General features: G+C 43.0%; 17 protein-coding genes, 3 tRNA genes, 1 rRNA gene and 1 pseudogene. 17 read left to right on the top strand and 5 right to left on the bottom strand.

The window, feature by feature from the left end; all coding sequences use genetic code 11:
• Window positions 1-45 precede the first annotated feature (45 nt).
• Window positions 46-1,059 (bottom strand): 5'-nucleotidase, encoded by a 1,014-nt coding sequence (locus LU293_RS04590; RefSeq protein WP_242749381.1) that lies wholly within the window; start codon window positions 1,057-1,059, stop codon window positions 46-48.
• Between the two features lie 137 nt (window positions 1,060-1,196).
• On the opposite strand from LU293_RS04590, the gene LU293_RS04585 reads away from it, so the two are divergent.
• Window positions 1,197-2,075, top strand: coding sequence for a pseudouridine synthase (locus tag LU293_RS04585; RefSeq protein WP_242749657.1), 879 nt, complete (start codon window positions 1,197-1,199; stop codon window positions 2,073-2,075).
• A gap of 151 nt (window positions 2,076-2,226) precedes the next feature.
• A pseudogene (locus LU293_RS09820) lies at window positions 2,227-2,339 on the top strand (RraA family protein); the annotation flags it as partial.
• 86 nt (window positions 2,340-2,425) lie between these two features.
• Here LU293_RS09820 and LU293_RS04580 read toward each other — a convergent pair.
• Window positions 2,426-3,925, bottom strand: coding sequence for a leucyl aminopeptidase (locus tag LU293_RS04580; RefSeq protein ID WP_242749379.1), 1,500 nt, complete (start codon window positions 3,923-3,925; stop codon window positions 2,426-2,428).
• Window positions 3,926-4,093: 168 nt separating this feature from the next.
• Between LU293_RS04580 and lptF the strand changes: the two genes are divergently transcribed.
• Window positions 4,094-5,212, top strand: coding sequence for an LPS export ABC transporter permease LptF (gene lptF / locus LU293_RS04575; protein WP_256462125.1), 1,119 nt, complete (start codon window positions 4,094-4,096; stop codon window positions 5,210-5,212).
• The gene (gene lptG / locus LU293_RS04570) at window positions 5,209-6,309 is read left to right on the top strand and encodes an LPS export ABC transporter permease LptG (RefSeq protein ID WP_242749375.1); all 1,101 of its coding nucleotides are present in this window, start codon (window positions 5,209-5,211) and stop codon (window positions 6,307-6,309) included. Before lptF ends, lptG begins: the two co-directional genes overlap by 4 nt.
• A gap of 94 nt (window positions 6,310-6,403) precedes the next feature.
• Here lptG and ompR read toward each other — a convergent pair whose 3' ends face one another.
• Entirely contained in the window at window positions 6,404-7,138 is a 735-nt protein-coding gene (gene ompR / locus LU293_RS04565) for an osmolarity response regulator transcription factor OmpR (protein WP_242749372.1), read from the bottom strand.
• 397 nt (window positions 7,139-7,535) lie between these two features.
• On the opposite strand from ompR, the gene LU293_RS04560 reads away from it, so the two are divergent.
• On the top strand, window positions 7,536-9,839 hold the full coding sequence (locus LU293_RS04560; protein WP_375540358.1) for a helix-hairpin-helix domain-containing protein: 2,304 nt from the start codon (window positions 7,536-7,538) through the stop codon (window positions 9,837-9,839).
• Between the two features lie 103 nt (window positions 9,840-9,942).
• On the opposite strand, the gene gltA is transcribed toward LU293_RS04560, so the two are convergent.
• Window positions 9,943-11,220 carry a citrate synthase gene (gltA, locus tag LU293_RS04555; protein ID WP_242749355.1) on the bottom strand — a complete coding sequence of 426 codons (1,278 nt, stop codon included), beginning with the start codon at window positions 11,218-11,220 and terminating at the stop codon, window positions 9,943-9,945.
• Between the two features lie 618 nt (window positions 11,221-11,838).
• Here gltA and sdhC point away from each other — a divergent pair.
• The 4 genes from sdhC to LU293_RS04535 all read left to right on the top strand — a co-directional run bounded on the left by sdhC (window position 11,839) and on the right by LU293_RS04535 (window position 15,244).
• Window positions 11,839-12,219, top strand: coding sequence for a succinate dehydrogenase, cytochrome b556 subunit (gene sdhC, locus LU293_RS04550; protein WP_242749353.1), 381 nt, complete (start codon window positions 11,839-11,841; stop codon window positions 12,217-12,219).
• Window positions 12,219-12,575, top strand: coding sequence for a succinate dehydrogenase, hydrophobic membrane anchor protein (gene sdhD, locus LU293_RS04545; RefSeq protein ID WP_242749346.1), 357 nt, complete (start codon window positions 12,219-12,221; stop codon window positions 12,573-12,575). The genes sdhC and sdhD overlap by 1 nt, the downstream gene beginning before the upstream one ends.
• 49 nt (window positions 12,576-12,624) lie before the next feature.
• The gene (gene sdhA, locus LU293_RS04540; protein ID WP_242749344.1) at window positions 12,625-14,472 is read left to right on the top strand and encodes a succinate dehydrogenase flavoprotein subunit; all 1,848 of its coding nucleotides are present in this window, start codon (window positions 12,625-12,627) and stop codon (window positions 14,470-14,472) included.
• Window positions 14,473-14,533: 61 nt separating this feature from the next.
• Entirely contained in the window at window positions 14,534-15,244 is a 711-nt protein-coding gene (locus LU293_RS04535) for a succinate dehydrogenase iron-sulfur subunit (protein ID WP_242749335.1), read from the top strand.
• Between the two features lie 328 nt (window positions 15,245-15,572).
• Here LU293_RS04535 and LU293_RS04530 read toward each other — a convergent pair whose 3' ends face one another.
• The gene (locus LU293_RS04530) at window positions 15,573-16,178 is read right to left on the bottom strand and encodes a nitroreductase family protein (protein ID WP_242749327.1); all 606 of its coding nucleotides are present in this window, start codon (window positions 16,176-16,178) and stop codon (window positions 15,573-15,575) included.
• Between the two features lie 306 nt (window positions 16,179-16,484).
• Here LU293_RS04530 and LU293_RS04525 point away from each other — a divergent pair, with 306 nt between their 5' ends.
• From LU293_RS04525 to LU293_RS04490, 8 genes are all read left to right on the top strand, one after another.
• The gene (locus LU293_RS04525) at window positions 16,485-19,331 is read left to right on the top strand and encodes a 2-oxoglutarate dehydrogenase E1 component (RefSeq protein ID WP_242749325.1); all 2,847 of its coding nucleotides are present in this window, start codon (window positions 16,485-16,487) and stop codon (window positions 19,329-19,331) included.
• A 190-nt stretch (window positions 19,332-19,521) separates the two neighbouring features.
• Complete coding sequence (gene odhB, locus LU293_RS04520; RefSeq protein WP_242749324.1) at window positions 19,522-20,742, top strand: 2-oxoglutarate dehydrogenase complex dihydrolipoyllysine-residue succinyltransferase; 1,221 nt, start codon at window positions 19,522-19,524, stop codon at window positions 20,740-20,742.
• 1 nt (window position 20,743) lies between these two features.
• Window positions 20,744-21,151, top strand: a complete 408-nt coding sequence (locus tag LU293_RS04515; RefSeq protein WP_242749322.1) for an SRA domain-containing endonuclease — start codon at window positions 20,744-20,746, stop codon at window positions 21,149-21,151.
• Window positions 21,152-21,162: 11 nt separating this feature from the next.
• Window positions 21,163-22,614, top strand: coding sequence for a dihydrolipoyl dehydrogenase (gene lpdA, locus LU293_RS04510; RefSeq protein ID WP_242749320.1), 1,452 nt, complete (start codon window positions 21,163-21,165; stop codon window positions 22,612-22,614).
• Between the two features lie 161 nt (window positions 22,615-22,775).
• Window positions 22,776-22,852, top strand: a tRNA-Met gene (locus LU293_RS04505).
• A gap of 417 nt (window positions 22,853-23,269) precedes the next feature.
• Window positions 23,270-24,801, top strand: a 16S ribosomal RNA gene (locus tag LU293_RS04500).
• Window positions 24,802-24,863: 62 nt separating this feature from the next.
• Window positions 24,864-24,940 (top strand) — tRNA-Ile (locus LU293_RS04495).
• A gap of 9 nt (window positions 24,941-24,949) precedes the next feature.
• Window positions 24,950-25,025 (top strand) — tRNA-Ala (locus tag LU293_RS04490).
• Window positions 25,026-25,039 lie beyond the last annotated feature (14 nt).

The raw sequence follows: 25,039 nt of genomic DNA, 5'->3' as shown, positions 1-25,039 counted from the left end.
ATACCGACACAAAAACAGCCAACTTCGTTTGTTGGCTGTTTTGGTTTAGGGATTATCATTAGGCTCATCTGTAGAGACGATGTCTTGTGCGTATTTTTTTAGCGGTGATGTTGAGTGATATGGCACAAGCCCAGATGGCACTACATGGCGAGCAGCATCAATATGCTTAATGCTGTCATCAAAAAAGATGTGTGGCAAGAAGCTTTGTAAGACTTTGGTTTTGCCAATACCGCCTAAGAAAAAGGCTTCATCAACGGTCACGCCCCATTGACGTAAGGTTTTTATGGCTCGTAAGTCCGCTGGGGCGTTGCGTGCGGTTACAAGGGCAATGCAGATGGGGCTTTTGTCGGCATTGATATTGGTGGGGAGTTTGGCTTGCAGGGCAGACAGCTTAATTAAAAAGTCAGCATAAGGGCCTTTATCTATGGGTGTGTCAGTCATCTGGTTTTCACGCTCATGAAAGGCTTGTAATCCCTTTTGTTTAAAGACAAGCTCGCCTGAATCATCAAACAGAACCGCATCGCCATCAAAGGCGATTCTAAGCTGATCGGTATCAAGCTCGCTGACATCAATGGGGGCGGCGTCTAATATGGCACAGGCACAGATGCGTTCATCTACCACCGCTTGAGCATCGGCTTGATTAGTGGTTAAAAATAGGTCTACGTCAAAATCAGCGATATAACGTGCCACACTATCACCTGAGACGAACGCCGATCGTGTGATGGGCAGTTCGTGTTGGCGAATGGCGTTTAGTACTTGGACGCCCATATCTGGCGTGGATTTTGAGACGATGACCACTTCTACTAAGGGCGATTCATCGTGATAATCTTTTTTTGTTTGGTAGCGGTTTAGGTTTAATAATGCTTTAATTAGGGGATAGCCTGCTCCTGCATCGAGAGGTTTGTTTTCTTGACTGATAACAAATTCTTGAAATTGCTTAGGGGCAGTCTTAGGGTTTTTGGTGGTGAGCTCTGCTAACTTATTTTCTAAATGTCTTAAGTCAAAAAGAGCGGTAGCACTGATCGCCACGATGAGTGTTTCGGAGAAGTTTACTGCCATTGTTATTACTCATTGGTTTGTATATAGCGGTATTATACCAAAAGTTGTCGTGGTTGTTGGGATTGGTTGTGGTTTTAGATTATAATCTTAGGTTAATAAGTGGCTTGTAATAGGTGGGCTTTTTGAATAATTTACCAATGATAAAAGGTGTATCGCCAAGCGTAGTATATTTACCAAAAATGATGGATAATCCTAATACGATTTTTGAGTTTTTTTGCCAAAAGTTTAGCCATATTAGCGAAGATGTGTGGCGGCAACGTTTTTTGTCAGGTCAAGTATTAGATGAGTGTGGGCAAGCCTTAAGTCTTGATACACCTTATCGTTATGGCAAAAATGTGTATTATTATCGCTGGGTTGATGGCGAGGTGGTAGTGCCATTTAGTCATAAGATTTTATACGAAGATGATGAGATTATCATTGTAGATAAGCCACACTTTTTGGCAGTAAGTCCAGCAGGAAGTCATGTCAGCCAAACGCTACTCACTCGGCTAAAGTATGAAACGCATAATCAAAATTTATCACCTATCCATCGATTAGATCGGCAGACGGCAGGGCTGATAATGATTAGCAAAAACCCAAAGACTCGAGACAGCTATCAAGCATTATTTCGCCATAATCGCATTACTAAGGTATATCACGCCATCGCCCCTGTCAGTAAGAACCAAGCTTTCCCATGTGAGTTATCGCTTCATCTGACTCGTGGCGAGCCATTTTATACGATGCGTGTTACAAAGGGTGAGCCAAATTCGCAGACCTTCATTGATCTGCTTGACGTGCAAGACAATCTTGCTAAGTATGAACTTAGACCCACGACAGGCAAGCTGCATCAGCTAAGAGTGCATTTAACTCATTTGGGTTTGCCGATTTTACACGATGAATTTTATCCTACGGTATGCCACCAGCCCAAAGATGATTTTACAAAACCTTTGCAGTTATTGGCAAAATCGCTACAATTTATCGACCCAATGACAGGTAGGCAGCAGTATTTTGAATCAACTCGCACACTTTTGTGGTAAGACTTTGAAAAGATAAGGATAAAACGGTATCTTTAAGAGAGTTTTAAAGTCTTGAGGATAAGCAATGACAGATTTTGTAACGTGTGATTTGCTAGATGGATATAATAGCGATGGCGTACAGGTTAACGCCTTATATTGATGGGAAATTTTACGAAAAAGAGCAGGCAAGATAGACATGACTTTGTGTTTAGTGGTGTAACCATTCGTGATGGGGCGTATATCTATGCCGATAATAACGGTATTTTGGTAGCCGATTGCCCTTGATTTAAGCTTTGATAAACTTTTTAAACTAAAATCCCCCAATGATTGGGGGATTTTGTTATATTGGCATTGCCGAAATTTTAGATGGTTTATTTGCCTGATTGTGCTTTTAGGTATTGCATAAGCAAAGGCACTGGGCGACCGCTTGCACCTTTAATGTCAGACTGCCATGCTGTGCCTGCAATATCAAGGTGAGCCCACGCTTGACCATCTTTAATAAATCGCTGTAGGAAACAAGCTGCTGTTACTGAGCCTGCTTCACGTCCACCGATGTTTTGAACATCTGCAAAAGTGGACTTTAGCTGATCGTCATATGCACTATCTAGTGGCATTTGCCATACTAAATCATCGGTGAAGTCACTCGCTGATTCTAGAGCAAATAGCGTATCTTCGTCGTTAGTATAGACGGCAGAACGTATGCTACCTAAGGCAATCACACAAGCCCCTGTGAGTGTCGCACTATCAATGATAACTTGTGGTTTGTAGTTTTCTTGGGTGTAGCATAGGGCATCACATAGTACAAGGCGACCTTCGGCATCGGTGTTTAAGATTTCAACAGTAGTGCCATTCATTGCAGTAACGATGTCGCCCGGTCTAGAGGCGTGACCTGATGGCATATTTTCAGCACAAGCAAGCACAGTTACCATATCTAGTGGTAAATTTGCTTCGCATGCAGCTTTGGTAGTGCCAAGCATAGCAGCAGCACCGCCCATGTCATATTTCATATCTTCCATGCCTGCAGCTGGCTTAAGCGAGATACCGCCTGTGTCAAAAGTAATTCCTTTACCAACTAAAGCTATCGGATTATCTAATGTGGCTGAGTCTGATTTGGCAGTCTTACCGAAGTATTCGATAACGACAAGCTTACCTTCTTCATCTGAGCCTTGAGACACTGCTAAAAAGCAGCCCATGCCAAGCTCTTTCATTTGTTCTTCACCAAGCACAGTAACACGCACTTTATCGCTATAATCTTGAGCTAATTTTTGAGCTTCGTTGGCAAGTGCACTTGGGCTTAATACGTTTGGTGCTTCGTTAGCGACATCACGGGCTAAGCTTTGACCGACGAAAGTTGCTTGCACTTGGGTTAGGGCGTCTTGATAGTCATTTTCGCTTTCTTTATTATTGATAAAAGCGATGGTGCTGATGGTATCAGCGTCCGACTTTTTGGATTTATGATTTTCAAAGCGGTAGCTTGCATTTAGTAGGGCAAGGCTAAACCAAGTAAAGTGCTTGTGGCAAATGACATCGCCCCAAATGATGGCTGCACTTTCGCTGTTTTTGATGGTTTTGTAGGCAGTGGTTGCCAGTTTTTTTATGTTGTTTACTAAGTTTTTGGTATCACCAACACCGATAACGCTAATAGCAGGGTTGTCGCTATTTAAAGCATAGTCGCTGATAACTTCGTTTGTATCGCCCTTAAAATTGGCAGCTTTAATGAGCGACTGAGCACGTTCAAGGTGAGCGGTATTTGCCAGAGCATCAGCAGCATTACCCAGTATATTGCCTTGTTTATCAGCAAAAAAAACCAAGTGTGATGCAGTGCTTGATTCGCTAAGTTTTGGCAAAACAGATAGATTAAACTTTGACATAACATAATCCTTTTTTAAAAATGAACCTAAAAGTGGCATGGATATTAAATCGCTTGCCTAAAATATATCAACCTAAAGTGTATCATATTTGGCGAAATATTATCAAAAAATCTAAAAAAAATCAGGGTTTTTGCTATAATAAGCCCTTTATATCAGTTGGGTGTTCTTGTGATTTTACGCCGCTATTTGGTCAGACAGGTTGTAATGACGACAACCCTTGTGCTTGGGTTTTTGGTCGTGATGCTGCTTGGCGGTCGTTTTATCCGTTACTTTGGTATGGCAGCAGAAGGCGGGCTAAGTGTCAGCGTTCTGTTTTCACTTATCACCTATAACTTGCCATATTTTTTAGAGCTGATTTTTCCTTTGTCATTTTTTGTGGCGTTAATGCTTGTCTTTGGTAGAATGTATGCCGATCATGAGATGGCGGTGTTAAACAGTAGCGGGATAAGCCGTGGTGCAATTGGCAGGCAACTTGGGGCTTTAATCTTGGTGTTTATCGTGCTGCAGGCGTGGATTACGTTTATTGCCAAGCCGTGGGGTGTGCATCGATCAGATACCATTTGGCATGAGCAATCAGTAGTGCAGGTTTTTGACTTAATCAAGCCAAAAACGTTCGTAAGTGTAGGTAAGTATCAACTGTATGTCGGTGAAATCGGTCAAGATAGACAATACCTAAAAGACGTCATCATCATCGAATCATCAGATAATCCCAATAAGCCAAATAAAGATGCCATCATCTATGCAAAATCTATGACGCAGACGAGTCATAACAGCGGTGCAATACAGCTTGATCTACATCAAGGCAGGCGTTATGAGGTAAATGCGACTACAGGTCAATACAACCAAATAGGCTTTGAGCGGTATCGTATCAGTCTAGCACAAGCAGCATCAGAAGATATTAGCTCACAAAGAGTTGAGGGCTTGACGACGTGGCAATTGCTATCAGCCATGAAAAATAAATCACCAAATAATGCCAGTCAAATCCAAGCTGAGTTTGGCTATCGTGCAAGCTTACCATGGTTGATACTTATTGCAGTAATGTTGGCATTACCATTGTCTCAGACCAAGCCACGCCAAGGCAGATGGCTAAAGCTTGTGCCTGCTGTATTTGTATTTGTTGCCAGTGTCATCGTACTCATCTCACTAAAAGAGACCATATCTAAAGGCAAGATGGGTGTATGGATTTATCCTGTGGCGGTTGTTGGTTTTGTTTTACTTGGATTGTATTTAAATTATCATGAACGTATCATCATGCGGTTACGCCTAAGCAAGGAGAGTGCGTCATGAGATTGATGATTTTACCCCGATATGTGATGACATCGGTGCTGCTTGCCATGCTAGGTTCTGTGGTGGGTTTATGGCTACTGCAGATGGTGTTTGCTTACTTGTCCGAGCTTGAAAACCTAAGCGATGCATATACCTTTAAAGATGCATTTTTATACATTTTGTATCGCTCCCCTTATTTTTTGGTGCAGTTTATTCCAACGGGCGTTTTATTGGGTTCGGTTCTAGGGCTTGGCATGCTTGCCACAAACAGTGAATTAATCAGCATGAGAGCGGCAGGGCTTGGCTTATATCGGATTATTAGCTGGGCGATGATACCTGCGATGCTCTTTGTGTTTGTTTCGCTTGGCATAAATCAGTTTGCACTGCCTGCGGCTAAGGAGTATTCTCAAGCACTACAAGCTCATCGACCAGTTAATACATTAGCTTCGGTGCAAGGCTATTGGTCGGTGCTTAATACCCCAAAGGGTCAAGATATTGTGTATATCAGTTATGCTGACAGCGATGGTAAACTTGGTTTGACCAAGCGGTATAGCCTAGACGCTAATAGCAATCTATCTCAGGTTGTACAAGCTGACTTTGGTGTCTATAACGCACAACCTAATATACCAGATACAAGTGATAACTACACATGGCAAATGCACGGTGTTCATCAGACGACCGTCACGCCCACAGGTGTGCAAGCTACCGCTTTAGACACTCAGACTTTAGCACTACCTATCGCTCCGTCTGATGTGCGTCTGCTGACATTACAGCCTGATGATATGTCCTTGACCGATCTTCAGGCTCATGCAAGGCTGATGAACTATCAAGGCAGACAATCATTACCGCATCAATTGTCGTTTTGGCAAAAGCTGCTGTCGCCATTTTCGGTGTTGTCGCTTGTGCTTGTCGCTTCTTCTTTTGTTTTTGGCTCTTTTCGCCATCAAAGTTTAGGCTTAAGAATTGTCATGGCGTTATTAACAGGACTGCTTTTTAGCTACTTGACAGACTTATCAGGCTTTATTGCATTGGCAACAGGCGTATCGCCTTTATTGATGGTGTTACTGCCTATCATTATCAGTGCCATAGCGGGCGTTTACCTTCTTAATCAGCAATAATCAACAAATAAACTGACAAATAAAAGGTTGGTCAAGTAAAGACAATGTAGTCTACTGTACCAACCTTTCTTTTTGGTGTTTTGGTGGTGATTGATTAGCTTTCGGCACCATCAGGCACGAAACAATAGCCAACACCCCACACTGTCTGAATGTAGCGAGCTTGGCTTGGGTTGTCTTCGATGAGACGACGTAGGCGAGACACTTGCACATCAATACTGCGTTCCATCGCCCCCCATTCACGCCCACGAGCTAAGTTCATAAGCTTATCTCGAGTGAGTGGCTCTCTTGGGTGTTGTACTAATGCTTTTAGTACGCTAAATTCACCTGTTGTTAAGGTAACGACATTGCCATCACGCTTTAATGTGCGAGTGGATAAGTCAAGTGTCCAAGGTCCAAACTCCACCACTTCCATTTGCTGGCTTGGTGCTCCGGGTAGTTCACGATTTTGGCGACGTAACACAGCCTTAATGCGAGCAAGCAACTCTTTGGGGTTGAACGGCTTAGGCAGATAGTCGTCTGCACCAGCTTCAAGCCCAGCAATGCGGTCAGCATCCGAGCCTTTGGCAGTGAGCATGATGATAGGTATGTCGGCATTTTCGGCACGCAAACGCTTACAGATGGCGATACCGTCTTCATCTGGGAGCATTAAGTCTAGCACGATGAGCGAGAACAGCTCTCTTGAGATGAGCTTATCCATTTGTTTACCATCATGAGCTACCCTAACAACAAAGCCGTCATCTTCTAAGAACCGCTGCAACAAGGCTCTAAGGCGGGCGTCATCATCTACAACTAAGATACGATGGGCGATGTTTTCATTATAGTCTGTCATAAGAAATCCTTCGTCAGTGAGCTTATGATTAGTGTACAACATTGCACAAAAAAATGTAACTGCTTTATCTAAATTACCCTATCATACCATGCTTTTTTAGTGAAAAAATGAAAAAATCTGCCATTTTTTGTGTATTTTTGGTAAAGCGGATTGGTTTTGGTGTTTGGCTAAAAACTTGCTATAATGATAAGGTTTTTGTGGCAATTCCCACATTTTAGCTAAAACGTGTGAAATATTTATCACACGCCCAAAATCTACTCAGTGTGCCGATTTTTAAGTGTATAGTCTATAAAAGCTGTCCAAATATGCACGATAATCGGCACACCTTAAACAAAGAGTTTTTATGATCCAGATTAGCACCGATTCACCAAGTACCAGCGAAAACGCCATTGACCAAATGATAATTTTTGATAAACTTGCTAAGAAAAATAACGTAAAAAAAGCACAAGTTATCGCTTTTGCTGAACTTTTAGACGATGGAGCAAGTGTGCCATTTATTGCACGTTACCGTAAGGAGAAGACGGGCGGTTTAGATGATGCGTTATTGCGTAGCCTAGAAAAAGACTTAGTGTATGAAAGAGAGATTGCCGCTCGTCGCCTAAAGATTATTGATTTATTAAAAACTCAAAACGCCTACACAGAAGATCTTGGTAAGCGTATCGAGGCTGCCACAAGCAAGCTTGAACTAGAAGAAATTTACCAGCCGTATCGTCCACGTCGTCGCTCTGTCGCAAGCCGTGCAAAATTAGCAGGGCTATTGCCCATCGCTCAGGCGGTGCTGTCAGGTACAGATCCAAAAATCGCATTAGATGGCTTTAGTTGCCCTGATACACTAACCGATGAGACAGGTGAGAGTTTTGAGGCGGACTTTCATGATTATGATAAGCAGCTTTTAGGCGTTCAGGCAATTATTTTAGATGAATGGGCTCAGTCTTTGGATTTGTTAGATGCGGTGCGTCTAGGATTTAATCAGACAGCAGTCATTAAAAGCGAGCTTGTCGGCGAAGAAAAGCGAGAGGCAGGCGAGAAGTTTAAAGATTATTTTGAGCACAGTGAGCCATTTGCTAAGCTGTCTAATCATCGTTTACTTGCTATGTTGCGTGGTCGCCAACAAAATGTACTGGTGCTAAGCGTTGATGGCGAAGATGAGCCGTTTATTGAGATGATTTTAAAGCATTTTAATATAGATAAATCAGCTGCTAATGGCGAGTTTTTGGCAAGCACTGCCGAGAAATTATGGTCAACCAAATGGCGTACACAGATTGAGCATCGCCTGCTAACTGAAAGACGTATCATGGCAGAGACAGATGCTATCGGTGTGTTTGCTGAGAATCTTAAGCATTTGCTGATGGCATCTCCAGCAGGCCGTAAAGTGATTTTAGGGGTCGATCCTGGCATTCGTCATGGTGTAAAAATGGCGGTCATAAGTGCCACAGGTGATGTACTGGCGACAGATACAGCTTATCCATTTGAGCCTTATAAGAAGTTAGATGAAGCAAAAGTCATCATTAAAAACTTAATTACTGATTATGGTGTAGAGCTTGTGGCTATTGGTAATGGCACAGCAAGCCGTGAGTCAGAAAGCCTTGTCAAATCCATTATTGAAGAGCATGGTTTATCCGCCAAGGCGGTGGTGATTTCAGAGGCGGGTGCGTCAGTATATTCTGCCAGCGAGCTTGCAAGTAATGAGCTTTCAGATCTTGATGTGTCCGTGCGTGGAGCGGTGTCTATCGCTAGACGACTTCAAGACCCATTGTCTGAGTTGGTTAAGGTTGAGCCAAAAGCGATCGGAGTGGGGCAGTATCAGCATGATGTGAACCAAGTTGAGCTTGAAAGCAGTTTGGATAAAGTAACAGAAGATTGCGTGAATGCGGTCGGCGTAGATGTAAACACTGCAAGCCCTGCTATTTTGGCGCACATTGCTGGGTTAAATAAGAACGTTGCCCATCAGATTGTAGAATACCGCCGTGCAAATGGTGAATTTAAGAATCGTGAAGAGCTAAAACGTGTTCCACGACTTGGCGTAAAGACGTTTGAGCAAGCGGCAGGATTTTTGCGAATTAAGGACGGCACAGAACCATTAGACGCTACTGGCGTACACCCAGAAAGTTATGGTTTGGTTCATGAGATTTTATTAAAATCAGGTAAAACTTTAAATGAGGTGCTTGGTAATGAACAGGTAGCCATGTCTTTAAATAAAGACTTAGATGATTTTAGTCAGCTATCTACGGTGCTTTGTGAGCTTGCCAAGCCCGCTCACGACCCTCGTGGCGAGTTTCGCACAGCGAATTTTAGCGATGATGTAAATTCTATTAAGGATTTAAAGGTTGGCATGGTGCTAGAGGGCGTGGTAACGAATGTTACAGCGTTCGGCTGTTTTGTGGATGTGGGCGTACATCAAGACGGCTTGGTGCATATTTCTGAGATGTCAGATGGTTTCGTGGATAATCCTGCAAGCATCGTTAAGCCGCAAGACATCATAAAGGTTCGTGTAATTGTCGTGGACGAAAAGCGTGGTCGTATCGGATTTAGCATGAAATCAGAACCGAAAAAATCTACCAAGCAAGAGCAGTCTGACGGTAAATCCAAAAAGTCGTCTTATCCTAAGTCTTTACAGAAGAAAAGTGCTAAGTCTGCCAAAGGTAGCAGTACCCATAAAACGGGTAGCTTTGGTGCTTTGTTAAAGCAAGCAGGGTTATAAATGCTTATCTACCCACCCAAGCCAAAAAAGCCAAACTTTATAAGTTTGGCTTTTTATTAAGCTAAAAAAATCCCCAAGACAGGCTTGGGGATGTTTAATGGGATTATTTACGGTCTTCAATTTTAACAAATTCACGGTGTTTTTCGCCAATATAACGCTGACGTGGACGACCGATTTTAAATGGTTCTGAGTGCATTTCTGTCCAGTGAGCAATCCAGCCTGCTGTACGTGCTAGGGCAAAGATTACGGTAAACATAGATGTTGGGATACCGATTGCTTTTAGAATGATGCCAGAGTAGAAATCCACATTCGGATATAGCTTACGATCGATGAAGTATTGATCAGATAGAGCAATCTTCTCAAGCTCCATAGCAAGCTGTAACTTAGGATCGTTAATACCAAGAGCGCCTAAAACCTCATCACAAGTCTCTTTCATAACTTTAGCACGTGGGTCGAAGTTCTTGTACACACGGTGGCCAAAGCCCATAAGCTTAGCTTCTTTGGTTTTTACTTTTTCCATGAATGGGGCGACATTCTCAACTGAGCCGATCTCATCAAGCATGGTTAGTACCGCTTCGTTAGCACCACCGTGAGATGGTCCCCATAGGGCTACGATACCTGCTGCGATACACGCATATGGGTTAGCACCTGTTGAGCCAGCTAGACGAACGGTAGAAGTTGAAGCGTTTTGTTCGTGGTCAGCGTGCAAAGTAAAGATTTTATCCATCGCCTTAACCAGTACTGGGTTTGGCTTATAATTTACATCGCCAGGTGTTGAAAACATCATGTATAGGAAGTTTTCAGCATAGCTGAAGTCTTTGCGTGGATATACGAACGGCTCTCCGATAGAGTATTTATAGCTCATTGCAGCAAGCGTTGGCATCTTAGCGATTAGATCTACTGCTGTATCATCACGATGATTCGGATCAGAGATGTCTAGATGGTTGTGGTAGAATGCTGATAATGCACCTGATACACCAACCATAATTGCCATTGGGTGGGCATCACGACGGAAACCTTCAAAGAATTTGCGTAGTTGGTCATGAACCGCCATATGCTCATCAATGCGTGCATAGAATTTTTCTTTTTGTTCTTTTGTTGGTAGATCACCATAAAGAAGAGCATAACAAACTTCTAAATAATCAGCGTTGTCGGCTAAGTCGTCAATGGCATAGCCACGGTGTAGTAGCTCGCCTTTTTCGCCATCGATGTAGGTTAGTGCAGATTCGACAGGGGCAGTTGCCATAAAGCCTGGATCATAGCTCCATAGACCTGCTTTAGCGACCGCACTGATGTCTAGAACAGGACGGCCAAGCGAGCTTTCTAATACTGGCATTTCATATTCTGTGCCGTCAACGACTAATTTCACTTGTTTTGACATAATAAACCTCTTGATGGTTGGTTGCGTTCTTCTTAACAAGTCAAAGTGACGTTATCCATAACAAACTTAAAAATGACCTGACAAAAAAAGAAACGATTTGAATCGCATTTACTTTACTTCCTTATGGCAAAATGCGACATCCTTGTTTTGCTTTTCGATACCCTACTTATCATAAATTATCATAAGTAATTAAGCTAGCATGTTGATGATACAAAAACTTTCTCAAACTTACAAGCATTTTTACTAAAAATTAAGAATAACCATTTTAAATGAATAAAAAATCTTGGCTAAAATCATGTAGTTATTGATAAAAATTATCATTAATAACAGTGTCACAATATCTAAAATGCCATATTTGTCAAAATATCACACTAATTTTGCAAAAATACGGTTTTTTGTTTGTAAAATTTCCCCAAGCGTTTTATAATTCATCTATTTTAGCAACGAAATTCATCAATAATCAGCAAAGCATTGAAAGGTCATTTGCTTTGTGGTGATTGTTTATGAATCATTATATATCATGTAATGCTCGCTGTGATCTGTGGCATAGACTACAGACACTATCAGCCAGCTCTCCTTGCCGTAAGTTGACGGCGAAATCAGATAAGGACGCCCGCTGTGAAAAGCAATAGACCAGTTAATTTACCCTTAAGCCAAGTAATCGCAGTGAACTCAAAGTCACCGATTGCGATGGCTTCTATCTTACACCGTATTTCTGGCATCGTGCTGTTTTTGCTCGTGCCTGTTATGCTGTGCATTTTGCAAACTTCACTCTCATCAGTTGAAGGTTTTGAAAGTGTTGCTCATAATGGATTTTTACGTTTTGTAGCGTGGATTTTTGTGGCAGCGACCGCCTACCACTTTGTGATGGGGATAAAACACTTGCTTGCTGATATGGGCATGAATGAAGAATTTAAATCAGGCAAAACAGCTGCAGTAATTAGCTTTATTATCGCTGCTGTGCTTATTGTCGCATCGTTTGTATGGGTGATGTTCTAATGAAAAGAAATAATTCAGGTATTAAAAGTGCGACAGGTCTGACAGGTTCAGGCTCTCGTGATTGGGTTTTGCAACGTATCAGTGCTGTGGTGCTTGCTGTATATGCAGTGGTTTTGGTGGGATTTTTCCTATTTAATACCGTTGATTATCAGGTATTTTACGGCTTTATGATGAGCTTGCCAATGAAGCTGTTCACCCTTGTTGCGATTTTATCGCTCGTATTTCACGCATGGGTGGGTATGTGGACAGTGTTCACTGATTACGTTAAATCAGGCGGTGTGCGTATGGTGCTACAATCTGCCGTGATTGTTGCGATTTTGGTGTATTTGTTCTGGGGCGTGATGATTTTTTGGTAAATAACCATTCATTGTCGCTAAGTTCATTTTATAAAAGCAAGGATTTATCATGGCTTTATTAGAAGAAAAAATTAATAACATTCCTACCTTAAATTTTGACGCTGTCATCGTTGGTGGCGGTGGTTCAGGTATGCGTGCATCATTGCAGTTGGTTGAAGGCGGTATGAAGGTTGCGGTATTGACCAAAGTTTTCCCAACTCGCAGCCATACGGTTGCAGCCCAAGGTGGTATCGGTGCAAGTCTTGGCAACATGAGCGAAGACAACTGGCACTTTCACTTTTATGACACGGTCAAAGGCTCTGACTGGCTGGGTGACCAAGATGCCATTGAGTACATGTGCCGTGAAGCACCAAAAGTGGTCTATGAGCTAGAACACATGGGCATGCCTTTTGACCGTAACGCTGATGGTACGATTTATCAGCGTCCATTTGGCGGACACTCTGCCAACTATGGCGAAAAACCTGTACCACGTGCGTGTGCGGCAGCTGACCGTACAGGACACGCCCTACTTCACACGCTGTACCAAAAAAACCTTGAAAAAGGCACGCAGTTTTTTGTGGAATGGATTGCTCTTGATTTAATCAAAGATGCAGACGGCAATATTAATGGCGTAATTGCACTTGACCAAGAGACAGGCAATATATCAGTATTCCAAGCACCAACCACCGTGCTTGCTACAGGTGGGGCAGGGCGTATCTTTAAAGCATCTACCAACGCTTATATCAATACAGGCGATGGTCTGGGTATGGCAGTGCGTGCAGGCATTCCGCTACAAGACATGGAGTTTTGGCAATTTCACCCAACAGGCGTGGCAGGGGCAGGCGTACTATTGACCGAAGGCTGTCGTGGCGAAGGGGCGATTTTACGTAATAAAAATGGCGAAGCCTTTATGGAGCGTTATGCCCCCACCTTAAAAGACTTAGCCCCACGAGATTTCGTTTCTCGTTCTATGGACCAAGAAATCAAAGAAGGCCGTGGCTGTGGTCCTAACGGCGATTATATCGTGATGGACATGACGCATCTAGGGCATGAAGGCATTATGAAGCGTCTGCCATCGGTGTTTGAGATTAGCCATAACTTTGCCAATGTGGACATCACCAAAGAGCCTGTGCCAGTTGTGCCAACCATTCACTATATGATGGGCGGCATTCCAACCAATATCCATGGGCAAGTAACCGTGCCTGTGCTTGATGGTAATGTAGATGAGCAAGGACTATACACCGAAGGTCGTGTGGTGAAAGGTCTGTATGCCATCGGCGAATGTGCGTGCGTATCTGTGCATGGTGCTAATCGCTTGGGTACGAACTCACTACTTGATTTAGTGGTATTTGGTCGTGCGGCAGGTCAGCACATCATTGATGAATTCCACCAAAATGACCACACCTATAAGCCAATGAACCCACGTGTGCTTGACTTTACTCAAGCCCGCCTTGATAAACTGCAAAATTCAACTGACGGCTACAACGCCCAAGACGTGGCAGATGAAATCCGTGAAGTCATGCAAGCCCACGCTGGCGTATTTCGCACCCAAGCGTTGATGGATGAAGGTCGTGAGAAGATTTTGGCGTTGGCTGATAAAGTAAATAACATTCATCTACAAGACAAGTCAGCTGTATTTAACACAGCTCGTATTGAAGCACTAGAAGTAGCAAATCTTTATGAAGTTGCTAAGGCGACCATGCTATCAGCTGCCCTACGTCACGAATGCCGTGGAGCACACAGTGTGCTTGATTATGAGCGTGATGAGACGGATGAATATGCACCACTGGGACGTAATGACCATGAGTGGATGAAGCACACTTTATGGTACTCAGAAGGTAACCGTATCATCTATAAGCCTGTGCGTAAGTCACCACTTACAGTTGAGTATTGCGAGCCACGTGTTCGTACGTTCTAATTTGTCAAATAAATTTTGAGTGCATGGCTTTGGCATGCACTCAACCAATTGGAGTAAAATTATGAGTCGTGGAACTCGCACCATTGAAATCTATCGCTATGATCCTGATAAGGACGCAGCACCTCGCATGCAGACTTATACGATTGAGCTGCTTGATTCTGATCGTATGCTCTTAGATGTGCTATTACGCCTAAAGAAACAAGATGAATCATTGACATTCCGCCGCTCATGCCGTGAAGGTATTTGTGGCTCTGATGGTATGAATGTCAATGGTAGAAATGGCTTGGCATGTCTAATCAACATGAATACTTTGCCAGAAAAAATCATCATCCGTCCATTACCAGGCTTGCCTGTGATTAAGGATTTGGTGGTGGATATGAACCAATTTTATGCTCAATATGAAAAAGTTCATCCATTTTTAATCAACGATCAGCCAGCACCACCTAAAGAGCGTTTGCAGTCGCAAGCGGATCGTGAAAAACTAAACGGTCTGTATGAATGTATCTTATGTGCTTGCTGTTCAACGTCTTGTCCGTCATTTTGGTGGAATCCTGATAAGTTCTTAGGTCCATCAGCCTTGCTGAACGGCTATCGTTTTATCATTGATAGCCGTGATACGGACACTCAAGCACGTCTATCACGTCTTGATGATCCGTTTAGCTTGTTCCGTTGCCGTGGCATTATGAACTGCGTAAGCGTTTGTCCAAAAGGACTAAACCCAACTCGTGCTATTGGTCACATCCGTAATATGTTACTTGATGTCGGTGCCTAAGCTTATCACAAAAAACCGCTTGCAAAATATGCAGGCGGTTTTTTGTTGCAAAGCAGATTAATTTGCTACGTCAATGAGTATTAACGATGTATTTGTTGGGAGAATAAATTGAATCTTTTGTATAAGATTGCAATGCTGCTAATCAGTATGATGATGATACACATTATTCATGCTAAAGGCGATGTATAACCGCTTAAATTTTTGAAGTGGGTAAAAGTAAAGCTAATTATACGATTAATGAAGTAATTGAACTTATTTAATAAATAAAAACACCGCCTTTATAGCGGTGCTTTTACGTTAATTTGATTTAATTTTATAAAGTAAAGCGTTAGATGCCAACATAACGAATGCGTTCTTTAAGTGGAGTAAATTCTTTGTCGCTTGCAGGGCTTTGAACACTGCCAAATACAAGCTGTGCCATTAATTTGTAAGTTTTTGGTACGTTCCATGTTTTTGCAACTTCATCATCAATGATGGGGTTGTAGTGTTGTAAATTTGCTCCCACGTCAACAGCGGTAAGTGCAGTCCAAATAGCGTATTGGTGCATGGCATTGGTATGCTCTGACCAAGTTGGGAAGTTGTCAGCATAGGTGGGAAACTGCTCTTGTAATCTTTTAACAATGTCTGTGTCTTCAAAAAATAACACCGTCCCTGCTCCATTTTTAAAGCCGTTTAGCTTTTGTTCGGTGGATTTGAATTTCTCAGCAGGAACGATTTTGCGTAGCTCCATCTCGGTTAATGACCAAAGTTTTTTGTGTTCATCGCCAAACAATACCACAAGGCGTGTAGATTGAGAATTGAAAGCCGATGGGGTGTGTAAAACAGCGTGCTCAATAATTTTTTTAATGTCAGTGTTATCCACGGGCAGATTATTGCCTAAATGATAAATGGAGCGACGTTTTTCTCGGATGTCATACAATGTATTGATGTTCATAATTTTCTTTAGCATTTGAGTGTGTCATTAAGATAACAAATGAATATTTATAAAGTATTACTCTTATGTGCACTAACTGTTATTTTTACAGGCATCTTGTGATAAAATTTTAAAAAAGACCTATGCAACTGGGTATTTTGGTGTAATTTATATCAATTTTTAAGCCCAATGATTTTTTAAAAAGATTACAACTTGTTATCTTATCTTAAATGGCGTAAACTATACAACTATGCGTATGTGTTATGCAATGGGTTAACGATTGTTCTAATTTATACAATCTAAATTCACTAAAAAATGGCAATCATCATGACAAAAACCAGTAAAGATACGGTGGCATATCAAAGCACCGAATTAACAGCAGATGGTGCGTCTTATATTGAAGCACTGTATGAAGATTATTTAGCGGACAAATCAAGCGTCAGCGAAGAGTGGCAAGACTATTTTGCCAAATTTGAACAAGCAGGCGATGCACCACATGGTGCGATTCGTGAGCAGTATGCACTGCTTGCTCGAAATCAAACGAACGCTCGTCCAGTAGCTAGCACACAAGGTGAGTGTGATCCTAAGCAGATGGCAGTACAGCAGCTGATTTCTGCCTATCGTCGCCGTGGACACCGTAAAGCAAAAATCGATCCGCTAGGACTTCAAGATCGTAGTGGCGTTGAAGATTTGACCTTGGCATATCATGGCTTGTCTGAGAGCGACTTAAACACCGTATTCCCAACCACATTAATGAATATTGGTAAGTCAGAAGCCAAGCTTAGCGAAATCATTGAAATCTGTGAACGTATTTATTGCGGTAGCATCGGCTATGAGTATATGCATGTATTTACCGCAACAGAGAAAAAATGGTTTGAAAAATACATCGAGCAAAATTTAGGATTTATCAATTTTGATAAAGATAAAAAATTAGAAATCCTTGACCGTCTGACGGCAGCCGAAGGTCTAGAGAAGTATTTGGCTCGTAAATATACTGGCGTAAAACGTTTTGGCTTAGAAGGTGGTGAAAGCTTTATCCCTGCTGTACATGAGATGATTCAGCGTGTGGGTAGCTATGGTGCCAAAGAAGTCGTGATTGGCATGGCTCACCGTGGACGCTTAAACTTACTTGTAAATATCATGGGTAAAAACCCATCTGAGCTGTTTGATGAGTTTGATGGTAAAGTGCAACCTACCGCAGGGTCTGGCGATGTTAAATACCATAATGGTTTTTCGTCGAACGTACATACTGATGGCGGTGAGCTACACTTAGCTTTGGCTTATAATCCATCACATCTTGAGATTGTTTCTCCTGTTATGCTAGGTTCTGTTCGTGCAAGACAAGCCAGACGTTCAGATGGCTATGGTCATGATATTGACAACAGTACCGTCCTGCCTATCGTTGTGCATGGTGATGCTGCCTTTGCAGGTCAAGGTGTAAACCAAGAAACATTCCAAATGTCACAAACTCGTGCCTATAAAACAGGCGGCACAGTGCATATTGTGATTAATAACCAAGTTGGCTTTACCACATCTCGTGTAGATGATGCACGTTCGACTGAGTACTGTACAGACGTAGCCAAGATGGTTCAAGCCCCTATACTGCATGTCAATGGCGATGATCCTGAAGCGGTGGTTTTTGCATCGCAGTTGGTTTTAGATTACCGTCGTGAGTTTGGTAAAGATGTCGTTCTTGATATTTGCTGTTATCGTCGTAATGGGCATAACGAGTCAGATGAACCATCTGCCACTCAGCCATTGATGTATCAAGTTATCAAAAAGCTGCCAACGACTCGAGCTAAATATGCCAAACAGCTCATTGGCCAAGGCGTCATTACTGAAGACGAAAACAACCAAATCGAAGACAGCTATCGCATCGCACTAGATAATGGTGAAGATGTGGCACGTGGTCTAGCGACAGAGCCTGACACAAGCTTATTTGTGAATTGGCAGCCTTATTTAGGCCACGAGCTTGAAGACGATTGGGAGACTGGTGTTGACATTAATAAATTAAAAGCCTACGGTAAAGCAATGGCAGAGCTGCCAGAAGGTTTCCAAGTTCAGCGTCAAGTCGGTAAAGTGCTAGAGCAACGCTTAGCGATGCAAACTGGCGAAGAGCTTTTAAACTGGGGTGCAGCAGAAACTTTAGCTTATGCAAGTTTGGTTGATGAAGGCACACTAGTTCGCATCACAGGCGAAGACGTGGGTCGTGGTACATTTAGCCATCGCCATAGTGAACTTCATAACCAAAAAGACGGCAGTCTTTACATTCCGTTGCAACACATCAGTGAAAATCAGGCACGTTTTGCGACATATAACTCGCTATTATCAGAAGAAGCGGTGCTTGCTTTTGAATATGGTTATGCGACCACCGTGCCTAATGCCTTGATCGTTTGGGAAGCTCAGTTTGGTGACTTTGCTAATGGTGCCCAAGTTGTTATTGATCAGTTCATCTCTAGTGGTGAGACAAAGTGGCAACGTGCGTGTGGTTTAACCATGTTATTACCGCACGGCTTTGAAGGTCAAGGTCCTGAGCATTCGTCTGCTCGTCTTGAGCGTTTCTTGCAGCTGTGTGCAGAAGATAACATGCAAGTGATTACACCAACAACGCCTGCACAGATTTTCCATGCTTTACGTCGCCAAGCGGTACGCCCGATTCGTAAGCCACTTATTGTGATGTCGCCAAAATCTTTGCTGCGTCATCCGTTAGCGACATCAAGCCTAGAGCAATTAGCAAATGGTAAGTTTGAGACGGTATTGCCTGAGATTGATTCAATCGACAACAGCAAGGTAACTCGTCTTGTGCTTTGTGGTGGCAAGGTGTATTATGAGCTTTTAGAGAAGCGTTGTGCACTTGGGTTGGATCATGTAGCGATTGTGCGTATAGAGCAACTATACCCACTGCCTGAAGAGCGTATTATTGAAGAGCTTAATAAATACGAGAACTTGCAAGAAGTGGTATGGACGCAAGAAGAGCCACTTAATCAAGGTGCGTGGTACTATTTAGCTCCTGAGATTTATCGCATTGTTCCAAACTCAACGAACGCAAAAGTCGCTAAGCCATCTGCTCGTCCTGCGGCAGCCGCTCCCGCAACAGGTTCGCCAAAAATCCACGCCGCTCAGCAAAAACAAGTCGTGGCTGATGGATTGGGCGTTGACGTAGAGAAGTTATAATGTTCATAGGCTTGGTTGATGGTTATCCATTAACCAAGCAAATATTTTGTAATTGGCAGGGTAATTTCAAGCTATTTAGCTTTATAGGTAATTTTATACCAGCTTGCGTTAAATACTAGCGAAAATGAGTAATTGAGATTTACAAAAGCCAAACTTTATTTTAAATTTGAAAAAACTTTAGGAGTTTATTATGGCGGATATTAAAGCCCCAGTATTTCCAGAATCTGTACCTGATGGCACGATTGTTGAGTGGCATGTTAGTGCAGGTGATGCGGTAAGCCGTGACCAACTACTAGCAGAAATTGAAACTGATAAGGTGGTTTTAGAAGTTATCGCTCCTGATGATGGCGTGATTACCACCATCGTTAAGAACGTTGACGATACTGTATTATCTGATGAAGTGATTGCTCAGTTTGAAGCAGGTGCAGTGGCGGCAGATACACCAAAAGCACTTAGTGAAGAAGAAGCAGAAACTGGCACAACGGTTGATCCTACAAGCGTTGCAGCACCTATTCAACCAAAAGAAGACACGAAAGCTGAAGGTGACTACAAAGATCAAAGTCCAGCTGTGCGTAAAGCCGCTAAAGAGTCAGGCGTAAATCCAGCTGATGTACAAGGCAGTGGACGTGGTGGACGTGTGACTAAGTCAGACATGGTAAATCCACAGCTTAAAACGACGTCTGGCAGTGTAATCGCTACTGCTATCGGTGAGCGTGCTGAGACTCGTGTGCCAATGACTCGCCTACGTAAGACTGTTGCAAATCGTCTGCTTGCTGCCACCCAAGAGACTGCCATGCTCACTACTTTCAACGAAGTGAACATGAAACCGCTTATGGATTTGCGTGCTAAGTATAAGGATCAATTTGAAAAACGTCACGGCGTAAAATTAGGCTTTATGTCGCTATTTGTTAAGGCGGCTACCGAAGCTTTAAAACGTTTCCCTGCGGTTAATGCATCGATTGATGGCGATGATATTGTTTATCATGGTTATTATGATGTAGGTGTGGCGGTATCAAGCGATCGTGGTTTGGTTGTGCCAGTGCTACGTGATACTGATGGTATGGGGCTTGCTGACGTAGAAAGCGGCATTCGTGACTACGCAACCAAAGCTCGTGAAGGTAAATTATCTCTTGATGAGATGACAGGTGGTACTTTCACCATCACCAATGGCGGTGTATTTGGTTCGCTAATGTCTACCCCAATCATCAATCCACCACAAACTGCCATTCTTGGTATGCACGCCATCAACGAACGCCCAATGGCGGTGAATGGTCAAGTGGTAATCCTGCCGATGATGTATTTGGCACTATCGTATGACCACCGTTTGATTGATGGTAAAGATGCGGTGCAGTTCTTGGTAACGATTAAAGAGCTGATTGAAGACCCTGCTCGTTTGATTTTGGATTTGTAACATGTACACTTTGCCAGCGGTTGGTGCGATATTGACGCACGATGAATTGATTTCTACATTTTCAGTGGCCAATACGGGCGGCATGCGCCGTAGCTTAAAAAATAATGTATTGGTTTTGATTCACAAGCATGATAGTGTGTATCACGACCGTTGGCAGAATGGCGTACTTTTGTACACAGGTATGGGACTACATGGCGATCAAGACATGAACGCCAGCCAGAACAAAACGCTTGCTCAGTCTCGTACCAATGGTGTTAATGTGCTGCTATTTAGTAGCAAGTATGCTAATGAGTACAAATTTGAAGGGGAAGTGGCACTGGCTGCTGACCCTTATTATGAAACACAGCAAGACGAGTCTGGCAAAACAAGACAAGTGGTGATTTTTCCATTACGATTGTTGAATAATTAAAGGTAAAAACTATGAAAACTTCTTACGATTTAGTTGTTATCGGTGGCGGACCTGGTGGTTATGAAGCCGCCATTCGTGGTGCTCAGCTTGGTATGAGTGTAGCTTGTATTGAAAAACGTGTTCATAAAGGCGAACCTGCCCTAGGTGGCACTTGTCTAAACGTGGGTTGTATCCCATCAAAAGCTTTGCTTGATAGTTCACATCGTTTTGAAGCAACAAAACATGAACTTGCTGAGCATGGGATTTCTACAGGTGAAGTAAGTATTGATGTTGCAAAAATGCTTGAACGCAAAGACGCTATTGTTAAGGGCTTGACAGGTGGTGTTGCAGGATTGCTAAAAGGCAATGGCGTAGATTGGCTACAAGGCACAGGCACGCTACTAGATGGCAAAGGCGAAACAAAAAAAGTACAATTTGCTCCCATTGATGGTTCAGATTCTAGCGAAATTAGCGCAAAAAGCGTGATTTTGGCAGCAGGTTCAGTGCCAATCGAAATTCCAGTTGCTAAAACTGATGGAGAGTACATTGTAGATTCAACAGGTGCTTTAGAATTTAGCGAAGTTCCAAAGCGTCTAGGCGTCATCGGTGCTGGTGTTATCGGGCTTGAGCTTGGTTCTGTATGGCGTCGTCTAGGGTCTGAAGTGGTTATTTATGAAGCTATGCCAGAGTTTTTAGCAGTAGCAGATAAAGACATCGCTAAAGAAGCGGGCAAGTTGCTTAAAAAACAAGGTCTAGACATCCGAGTTAATACTAAAGTAACAAATGCTGAAGTTGTTAATGGTGAAGTGGTCGTGACCACAGATGTGAACGGCGAAACTAAAACTGATACGTTTGATAAATTGATCGTTTGTGTGGGCCGACGTGCTTATAGTGAAAAATTATTGGCAGATGATTGTGGCATTGAGCTGACCGAGCGTGGTCTTGTAGCGGTTGATGATCAGTGTAAAACCAATCTTGACAATGTTTATGCCATTGGCGACTTAGTTCGTGGTCCGATGCTTGCCCATAAGGCAATGGAAGAGGGTATGATGGCGGTTGAACGCTTACATGGCGAAAAAGCCCAAGTGAACTACGATGCTATCATTAGTGTGATTTATACTCACCCTGAGATTGCGTGGGTAGGTTTGACCGAAGAGCAAGCGATTGCTAAGGGTCACGAAGTTAAAACTGGCTCATTTAGCTTAGCAGCGAACGGTCGTGCATTGGCTCAAGGCGAAGGCATGGGTTTGGTTAAAGTGGTTGCAGATGCTAAAACTGATCGCTTGCTAGGCATGCATATGGTTGGTGTGGGTGCTGGTGATATTGTCCATCAAGGTATGATTGCTCTTGAATTTGTGTCAAGCATTGAAGATTTACAGCTCATGACATTTGCTCACCCAACAGTGTCTGAAGCAGTGCATGAAGCAGCACTGTCAGCAGATGGTCGAGCGATTCACGCAATCCAACGTAAAAAACGTAAATAAATCATTGCTGAAAAGTTTTTAAGCCGTCAAGTACACTCTTGGCGGTTTTTTGTAGTTAAATTTGCCTAATCTACATGGGCGTATCCAATAAAAAGGCGAGAAAATATCTTAAATGTGGTTGACAAGTAAATTTTAGCTATATATAATACGCATCCTGTAATGGCGATGTAGCTCAGCTGGTTAGAGCGCACGACTCATAATCGTGAGGTCAAGAGTTCAAGTCTCTTCATCGCCACCAGATTTGTTTATTTATACAATAATTTGAACAAAAAAGAATTTGAAAAAAAATTCTTGACTTATCATCAAAATATTGTAGAATAGATTTTCTAACCAAATGGTTATCAAAATCGAAAAAACAACTTAAAAAAAAGCTTGACATTATAACTTTTCAATATATAATGTACAGCCTTAATTGATACAGACGATGTATCATACACTATTTAAAATCAAACAAAGAACAACTTGTGTGGATTTTTGTCAATACAAGATAAATCAAATAATATAAATATGCAAGTATCATTTATTATTTATTATCATGACAAAAATACTCAAAGTTAATTCATTTACACGATGAGCAAATTTTGCTAGTAATAAAAATAAATGAGCCAAGTCCTAATCTTTAATTTACTTTAAAGCCTTAGGCAAAACAAAGATTAAACTGAAGAGTTTGATCATGGCTCAGATTGAACGCTGGCGGCAGGCTTAACACATGCAAGTCGAACGATGATTATCTAGCTTGCTAGATAGGATTAGTGGCGAACGGGTGAGTAATGCTTAGGAATCTGCCTATTAGTGGGGGATAACTATCCGAAAGGATAGCTAATACCGCATACGTCTTACGAGAGAAAGGGGGCTTTTAGCTCTCGCTAATAGATGAGCCTAAGTCGGATTAGCTAGTTGGTGGGGTAAAGGCCTACCAAGGCGACGATCTGTAGCTGGTCTGAGAGGATGATCAGCCACACTGGGACTGAGACACGGCCCAGACTCCTACGGGAGGCAGCAGTGGGGAATATTGGACAATGGGGGAAACCCTGATCCAGCCATGCCGCGTGTGTGAAGAAGGCCTTTTGGTTGTAAAGCACTTTAAGTGGGGAGGAAAAGTCAATGGTTAATACCCATTGACCCTGACGTTACCCACAGAATAAGCACCGGCTAACTCTGTGCCAGCAGCCGCGGTAATACAGAGGGTGCAAGCGTTAATCGGAATTACTGGGCGTAAAGCGAGCGTAGGTGGCTTATTAAGTCAGATGTGAAAGCCCCGGGCTTAACCTGGGAATTGCATCTGATACTGGTAAGCTAGAGTAGGTGAGAGGGGTGTAGAATTCCAGGTGTAGCGGTGAAATGCGTAGAGATCTGGAGGAATACCGATGGCGAAGGCAGCACCCTGGCATCATACTGACACTGAGGTTCGAAAGCGTGGGTAGCAAACAGGATTAGATACCCTGGTAGTCCACGCCGTAAACGATGTCTACCAGTCGTTGGGTCTCTTGAAGACTTAGTGACGCAGTTAACGCAATAAGTAGACCGCCTGGGGAGTACGGCCGCAAGGTTAAAACTCAAATGAATTGACGGGGGCCCGCACAAGCGGTGGAGCATGTGGTTTAATTCGATGCAACGCGAAGAACCTTACCTGGTCTTGACATATCTAGAATCCGAAAGAGATTTCGGAGTGCCTTCGGGAATTAGAATACAGGTGCTGCATGGCTGTCGTCAGCTCGTGTCGTGAGATGTTGGGTTAAGTCCCGCAACGAGCGCAACCCTTTTCCTTAGTTACCAGCGAGTTAAGTCGGGAACTCTAAGGATACTGCCAGTGACAAACTGGAGGAAGGCGGGGACGACGTCAAGTCATCATGGCCCTTACGACCAGGGCTACACACGTGCTACAATGGTTGGTACAAAGGGTTGCTACACAGCGATGTGATGCTAATCTCAAAAAGCCAATCGTAGTCCGGATTGGAGTCTGCAACTCGACTCCATGAAGTCGGAATCGCTAGTAATCGCAGATCAGAATGCTGCGGTGAATACGTTCCCGGGCCTTGTACACACCGCCCGTCACACCATGGGAGTTGATCTCACCAGAAGTGGTTAGCCTAACGCAAGAGGGCGATCACCACGGTGGGGTCGATGACTGGGGTGAAGTCGTAACAAGGTAGCCGTAGGGGAACCTGCGGCTGGATCACCTCCTTAACGATATTATCTGATTGGCAAGAATTCACAACAAGTTGTTCTTTGGAAAGATGTTTTAAAACGGGTCTATAGCTCAGTTGGTTAGAGCACCGTGTTGATAACGCGGGGGTCATAAGTTCAAGTCTTATTAGACCCACCATTAACACATGGGGTTATAGCTCAGTTGGTAGAGCGCCTGCCTTGCACGCAGGAGGTCAGGAGTTCGACTCTCCTTAACTCCACCATTAAAACATCAATA

This window comes from Moraxella nasovis, from assembly GCF_022701215.1.
Classification (GTDB): domain Bacteria; phylum Pseudomonadota; class Gammaproteobacteria; order Pseudomonadales; family Moraxellaceae; genus Moraxella; species Moraxella nasovis.
This window is presented reverse-complemented; position numbering and strand designations above follow the sequence as displayed.